Below are 7,397 nucleotides of genomic sequence, written 5' to 3'. Positions count from 1 at the left end.
GATTTTTGATACTCTTAATGCTCCAAATCAAGGTGTAATGATATCTCTTGAGAAATCCTTAGAAAGGGTAGCGGGTGATGATAAATTAAAAAGTTTTTTTGCTAATAATAAACAATCTTCCCAAATATTGCTTTAGGTATTATTGAAAATACTCCTAGCGTACAAAGCATAACAAAAGAATATAATTTTGATAAACAAATGCTTAGTATAGTAGGCGAAGTTATGTCAAAGCCGGAAATTGCTCATGAGATTATTGCAGACTTAAATAAAGGCGATTATATGAGTTTAACCGGTAATATAATCTCTGCCCTTAATGATCCTTCATTTAAATTAAAAGATATATTAGTAGACCAAAGTAAAGAAGGTCTATTTGATAATTTAATTACAGGAGTTTTAGAACAAGATGAAAAAAATAGCCAAACTATAAAACAACAACTTATAAATTATGGTCTAGAAGCGAGTGATGTTACAAAGCTAACTAGCATAATGCCTATATTACTTGATAAACCTGAATCATTAAAAAAGGTTTTTCGAGATTTTATTAAAGGCGATTATACGGAAATGGCAAAAGAATTAATAGCTTTAACTAAAGACAATCCTGAAATTAAAAAATATTTAAATAATAATAGAGAAATATTTGCAAGTATTTTAGATAAAACTTTAGTGGACATACCAGGTATAAATAACCTTGATAAGAAAGAATTATATAATGTACTTCCATCAATATTAAACCATCCTGATGAATTAGTTAAAGTTATAGAAGAGGTTGAAAAAAGTAATTATCGTGGGGCTGCTAGTGCTATATATAATCTAGCTCAAAAAACAAATTATTTTGAAGGGCAATTGCCGAATATTATAAAAGCAGGGTTTAGCTATGCTACTGGAAAAGTAAAAGACGTATTTAGTCCATCACAAGATTTTAAAGATAAAACTATAGATGAAATTACTCTTAGAAATAATTTAAATAAAATACAAAATGGAAATTCAGCTTAAAGGGAGCTATATTAGTAGGTAATTTATCTAATATCGACTCTCAGGCGTATCATTAAAAAATGCAGATTTAACTAAAGTAACTTCTTTAAAAGATTGTAATTTTAAAAATACTAATTTAACAGGTGCTAAATTACCTGATAATTTAATGCTACTTACTGATACTTACAATCTTGATAAGGCTATCCCTCCTTTAGTACCTAAACTAATTAAAGAACAACAAGCAAAATTAATTGATAAGGCAATTGATAAAGTATTTTTACAAATACAAGCTGAAGGAAAAAGAAATTTACTTAGTAAAAAAGAATTTGTTCAACAGGTAAAAATATTATATGAAGAAAATCAAACGATTAAAGACTATATTATAGAAAAACTAAATTCACTACCTATGAATATGGTTACTAACCTAGCTACTCCTAAAACAAATCAATATAAACATATTACAAATCATGTAAATTCTCCATTACAAATATTAAACCCTTTATATGAAAATATTGCAAATAAACAAGATATTAAGAGTAATTTATTAGCAAATATTTTAAGCGAGAAAATATCACAAAAACTTTTTGATAAAGGTGATAATAGAGGTGAAGATTTTTACATGATTAATCAGATGCTAAAACCTATCGTTTCTGAATATTCTAAAGAGAATCCCGATAATATAAATAATTTTTTAGAGCCGAAAAATCTAGAAAAGTTAGCAAGTAATATTGCCTCTACTTTAAATTCTAAATCTAAATATACTTGGGCAGGCGCTATTACCGGTGGAATTTATTTACCAAAAGAAATCTTCAATGAACAGTTAAAAGATAACTTTAAAAATGAGTTTGAAAATATTAATAAATTAAATGTTTTAAAAGAAGCACAAAGTATCGTCTCAAATTTAAATAGTAAGATTAATATTGTAGGATCTAAGACAAATGCACTTTCCATTACTCCTATTTCTAATAATAAAAAGAAAGAAGAAATACATAGATAACGCATTAATTATGGCTAAAGCGAGATAAAAAAGATATAAAAACTGTCATACCGGGACTTGTTCCCGGTATCCAGAAAACCTTAAAAAGTTTTGGATCCCATGGTCAAGCCACGGGATGACAAATTAATAGCATACCATTTTTATTTAACCCTAGCTATAGTACGTAAAATTTCTTAATATTTGTGCAAACTCTTCTTGGTTAGAATATTCTAATGTGGTTTTATCTTGTATCTGATTTTTAAACCAAGTAACTTGTCTTTTAGCATACTGACGGGTTCGTATTTGAGCTGCATTTAAAGCCTCATCTAAAGTGAGATTGCCGTTTAAATAAGCTAAAATTTCTTTTATCCCTATTGCTTTTAAATTCGAATAATGTTGTGGGGTGAATTGTCTTTTTATTAAAGCAATTTCGTCAATTGCCCCTTCTTTAAATATCTTATCTAAACGCTCATCACATGTTTTATACAAAAATTTTCGCTCAGGATTTAAAGAAGATAATTTTGAAATTAAAATCAGATAAGATTTGTTCTTTTAGCAAGGTTTGAAAGGAAAAAATAGATTTACCGGTTTGCATGAATACTTCATAAGCTCTAATTAAACGTTGAGTATCATTTTGGTTTATTTTAGAAGCAGCAAGTGGGTCAAGCTTCTCTAATTTATTCCATAATTCTATATTGCCTATTTTACTATGCAATTCTCTAACTTCTTTGCGTAAATCCTCCATTATATCAGGAATATTATTATAGCCAAAAACTAGAGAATTGATATATAAGCCCGTTCCTCCTATTAATATGGGTAGTTTACCCCTGCCGGTTATTTCTTTTATTTTTTCTGTCGCAAGTTTTAGATATTTTATTACCGAGAAATCTTCTGTAATTGATAGAAAATTATATAAATGGTAAGTAACTTCAGTTTTATAGCTTTTCGGAGGGGAGGCGGTAATAATAGGAATTTCCTTATAAACCTGCATTGAGTCGATATTAATGATTTCGCCGTTATAAGCTTTAGCCAATTCATGCCCTAAATAAGACTTCCCGCTAGCAGTCGGTCCGCATAATATAAATATATTCAAATGATTTGAAGAATTGTTTCTGCGAAACTTCGGAGGACTCGCATGCTCACCTATTAAGTATAGGCTGTGCGTGCTCGCTCCTCGTTTTACATTCCAATTCTTCAAATCATTTGAATATATTTCTTTCTTTGTCACTTGTTTAAACTATTTCATGTATTCGGTGTCATACCGTGGCTGACCACGGTATCCAGTCTTACGGAATTAGAATCGAAAATTTAATGTTTTTAATTTTTTCTAGATATAGCTTAAGCAGGTAAGGTAGTTACTTTTTGTAATACGTGATAAACAGCATCAAAAAAATATGTAAAGTTACGGGTCTGTCAGATTTTTTGTGTAAGTACGATTTCTCCATTTGCCCAATTTTGTAAATTAGTATCACAAAGTATAGCAAATTGATTTAAAGCCATGGCCCAATTCTTAATAGGCATTGTCCATTTTTTAGAAGCATTTGTCAATGCTAAAAAGATTATTTTCTGAATCGATTTATCATCTGGAAATACCCCCTTATTTTTTATAATTTTACGAATTTGACGGTTAGTTGATTCAATAGCATTAGTAGTGTAAATCGCCTTTCTAATGTCTTCCGGAAAGCTAAAGAACGGAGCTATTCCAGACCAATTTCTCTGCCATATATCAAAAATAACTGGATATTTTTCATCCCATTTTTTAGCAAAATTTTGTAATTCTCTTAATCCCTCTGCTTCATTTATTGCAGAATAAACTGCCTTTAAATCAGCTGTTACCAATTTTAAATCTTTATATGATACGTATTTTACAGAGTTTCTTACCATATGAACAATACACAGTTGTACTGTGGTTTTTGGGAAAATGCTATTTATTGCTTCTGGAAAACCTTTAAGACCATCAACACACGCAACATATATTTGTTCTACACCACGATTCTTCAGTTCTGTTACTACTTGCATCCAAAATTTAGATCCTTCATTCTTGCCTATCCAAATACCTAATAGTTCCTTCTTGCCTTCTATATTCACGCCAATATCTAGATAAACTGCTTTATTTATTATTATATGATTGTCTCTTGCCTTAACATGAATACAATCTACATTATAGGATATACACTATCAAGTGCTCTATTCTGCCACGCAGTAACTTCCTCTAAAATGCCATCAGTTACCTTTGATATTAACTCAGATGATACTTTGGTGGCATATAGTTCTTCTAAGTGCCCTTGTATTTCTCGAATAGTCATTCCCCTAGCATATAAAGATATTACTTTATCATCAAATCCTTCAAATCTCCTTACTCCTTTTGGAATTAGTTGAGGTTCAAATTCTCCTTCCCGATCCCTTGGCACTTCTACTATCAATTTACGACCCTCGGAATCTATTAGAGTCTTTTCATAATTGCCATTACGTCTATTATCTGACTCCTTGGTATTCTTAGAATGCTTCTCATAACCTATATGAGATTCCATTTCTTTTTCTAAAATCTTATTTACTATCTGCTTTTTAATTTCCTGAAATATTCCTTCTTTGCCAAATATCTCAGATGGATCACTTTGTGATAGTATTTCTGATACTACTTTTTCTATAGTCGGATTTGATACTTTACTCTTATTCTTCATATTAGCCTCATGTAAGTTGTTTTAATTAATTTTATTCTTAACTATTTTTATAACTTACACAAACTTTCTGACACCCCCAAAGTTACTAGTATCTTTTCTAATTTGATGTTTAATGTCCCCCTTCGGGGATAAGAAATCCCTCGCCTTCAGGCGAAGGGAAGATATAATGAAATTGCTTTAGCAATGAATTTATATCAAGAAACATGAGAAGTTATAGAAAGAATAGTCATAGTCAGTATGATTTAAAAGTACATCTTATATGGATACCAAAATATAGGAAGAGAGTATTGATAGGCAAAGTAGCGGAAAGGGCTAGAGATTTACTAAGGCAGATTTGTATGGAACATGAAGTATATATAATTTCAGGGAAAATATCATGTGATCACGTGCATATGTTTATCTCATATAAATCACAAATATCTCTTAGCAAGTTAGTACAGTATTTAAAAGGTAGTAGCTCAAGAATTTTATTGCAAGAATTTGCTCATTTAAGAAAACAATTTTGGGGCAATCATTTGTGGGCTAGGGGCTATATGGCGGTCAGTTCAGGTAATATAACTGATGAAATGATACAGCACTATATTGATGAACAGGAAGGTGAACCTGTGAATGATGATCGATTTCTAATCGATTCCACTTTATAACCCCTCAGCTTATAGCTGAGGGTTCTTTAGTTTTAAACCAATAATGTTCTATAGGATTAAGATCAGGACTGTAAGTAGGAAGGAATAAAATACTTGCCCCTACCGATTCAATTAATTCTTTTACCTTAGAGTTTTATGAAAATTAATATTATCCATTACTACGACTTGTCCTGCCCTTAATTCTTTAATGAGTATATCCTTGACATACGTCTCAAAAATAGCTTTATTACAATTGCCTTCAAATATTAGAGGTGCTACAATATTGCTATTAAATAGGCCAGCAATCATACTAATTCTGTGTTTGTGCTGATAAACTTTTTCACCATAACATCTTTCTCCTTTTGGGCTCCAGCCATGTTCTCGACACGCATTATCTTCTATTCCTGATTCATCCAAAAACACTAGTTTATCTTTGTCTATGGTGGTTATCTTTTCTATAAACTCATTTCTTAATTTATGATTTCTTTTGGGATGAAGAAAAGTTTTTTTATAGCTGTAACCAACTTTTCTAATCATGTTTATTATAGTTCTTGCTGACACTTTACTAGGATACAAGATGGCTAGCTCTCGACTGCTTTTATCTTTATTAGATTCCAAAAATTTTTTAAATCCTTCCATATCTGTTATTTTATGACTATGCCCTTTTTGATAGCCAGTTTTTAATTGAACATCTCCTGTTTCTTTCTTTAATTTCTTCCAATCATATATTACTTTACGGCTGATATTAAATACTTGACTTGCTTCTATTATTCTTTTCCCTGACTCAATATATTGAATCACTCCCTTTCTTAAATCATATGAATATGGACTTGGCATAACTATTTTCTAATTACTTTACCATATCCTTTTATTAATATCACTATCTTAATTGCCTATGCTATACCGTGGTCAAGCCACGGTATGACAACAAAAAGTACTGGATTCCCGCTTTTAGCTAGGAATGACATTAATACCCTTAAACGATTTCATCAGTATTAATAGTATTTCCTAAAGTCTTAGTATTAGCATTACTATCTGCCGGTCCACTAAATGTTATTGTACCAAATTTATTGTCATAACTAATAGTTGGACCACTAAATAAGCCTGCGTCATTGTAGTCAAGAACTAAACTATTTAGACCGTTAGATGCTGCTACATCACTGTTAAGTTTAAAAATAAGAGGATCATTAGTAGGCTCAAGGTCTTTATTTTTTATTACCAATGGTGCCTTGTTGGTAATGTTAATATTTAATGTATTTGCACCTGTTGCTGTTATTGTAACTAATTTAGTATCAACAGATGATGTATCGATTAGGTCTGTTGTATATGAGATTTTAAACATATTATTTTTCCTTTATATTAATTTAATGTAAGAAAAATATATAAAATAATACTTTAGAAAGCAATAATTTTTTAATAATTAATTAATAGCCCGTATTTTTCAAGATATTTATTAATTATAGTTATTATTTTTTCTAAACCATCCTTATTAGCTGATTCAGCCCTTGCAACTATAATAGATTCGGTATTAGAGCTACGCAAGAGCCACCAACCATGCTCAGTATTTACCCGTACACCGTCAATATCGTTAAATTCTATTTTATCATCAAGTAACTTTTGCTTTATTTCTTCTATAATTTTTAGTTTTAACTCTGAAGAAACAAATATTTTAATTTCCGGTGTACTATAGCTTTTGGGTAACTCGTCTATTATCTCATCTAGAGTTTTATCCGATTTGCTAAGTAAATCTAAAAATCTAAGAGCTGCATAAATTGCATCATCAAAGCCAAAATATTTATCGGCAAAGAATATATGCCCACTCATTTCACCGGCGAGTAAAGTCTTTGTCTCAAGCATTTTGCTTTTAATAAAAGGATGACCTGTTCGACATATTATAGGATTTCCACCGAATAATTTTATTTTATCAACGATGAACCGGCTGGCTTTTACATCGACTATTATAGTGGCATTTGGGTTTTCCTTTAAGATATCCTCAGCAAATATACATAAAATTTGATCACCGAATAATATCTTCCCGTTTGAGCTGATAATACCGATTCTATCACCGTCACCGTCAAAAGCTATACCAAGGTCACAATTTTGTTCTTTAACTGATTTAATCAGCTCTTGTAAATTAGCAGGGTT

The 7,397-nt window shown here is 30.6% G+C and carries 3 protein-coding genes and 4 pseudogenes; 2 read left to right on the top strand and 5 right to left on the bottom strand.

Annotation, left to right across the window (positions count from 1 at the left end):
• Positions 1 to 1,969 (top strand): annotated as a pseudogene (locus REIS_RS06405) (pentapeptide repeat-containing protein); the annotation flags it as partial.
• Between the two features lie 150 nt (positions 1,970 to 2,119).
• On the opposite strand, the pseudogene miaA reads toward REIS_RS06405, so the two are convergent.
• Together miaA and REIS_RS06395 are read right to left on the bottom strand one after the other, a co-directional pair.
• Positions 2,120 to 3,041: pseudogene (gene miaA / locus REIS_RS06400) on the bottom strand (tRNA (adenosine(37)-N6)-dimethylallyltransferase MiaA).
• Between the two features lie 320 nt (positions 3,042 to 3,361).
• A pseudogene (locus tag REIS_RS06395) lies at positions 3,362 to 4,629 on the bottom strand (IS256 family transposase).
• A 203-nt stretch (positions 4,630 to 4,832) separates the two neighbouring features.
• Here REIS_RS06395 and tnpA point away from each other — a divergent pair.
• On the top strand, positions 4,833 to 5,273 hold the full coding sequence (gene tnpA / locus REIS_RS06390) for an IS200/IS605 family transposase (RefSeq protein ID WP_008579210.1): 441 nt from the start codon (positions 4,833 to 4,835) through the stop codon (positions 5,271 to 5,273).
• Between the two features lie 4 nt (positions 5,274 to 5,277).
• On the opposite strand, the gene REIS_RS12990 is transcribed toward tnpA, so the two are convergent.
• The 3 genes and pseudogenes from REIS_RS12990 to REIS_RS06375 all read right to left on the bottom strand — a co-directional run.
• A protein-coding gene (locus REIS_RS12990) for an IS630 family transposase (RefSeq protein WP_241760897.1) occupies positions 5,278 to 6,089 on the bottom strand; the annotation gives its coding sequence in 2 pieces (ribosomal slippage) (positions 5,278 to 5,408 and positions 5,408 to 6,089; 813 coding nt in all).
• 139 nt (positions 6,090 to 6,228) lie between these two features.
• Positions 6,229 to 6,594, bottom strand: a complete 366-nt coding sequence (locus REIS_RS06380; RefSeq protein WP_008580429.1) for a hypothetical protein — start codon at positions 6,592 to 6,594, stop codon at positions 6,229 to 6,231.
• Between the two features lie 71 nt (positions 6,595 to 6,665).
• Positions 6,666 to 7,397 (bottom strand): annotated as a pseudogene (locus REIS_RS06375) (phosphomannomutase/phosphoglucomutase); the annotation flags it as partial.

It is taken from the genome of Rickettsia endosymbiont of Ixodes scapularis (assembly GCF_000160735.1).
In the GTDB taxonomy this organism is placed as follows: Bacteria; Pseudomonadota; Alphaproteobacteria; order Rickettsiales; family Rickettsiaceae; genus Rickettsia; species Rickettsia tamurae.
Note: the sequence above shows the minus strand (reverse complement) of the source record. Positions and strands in the feature narration are given on the sequence as shown.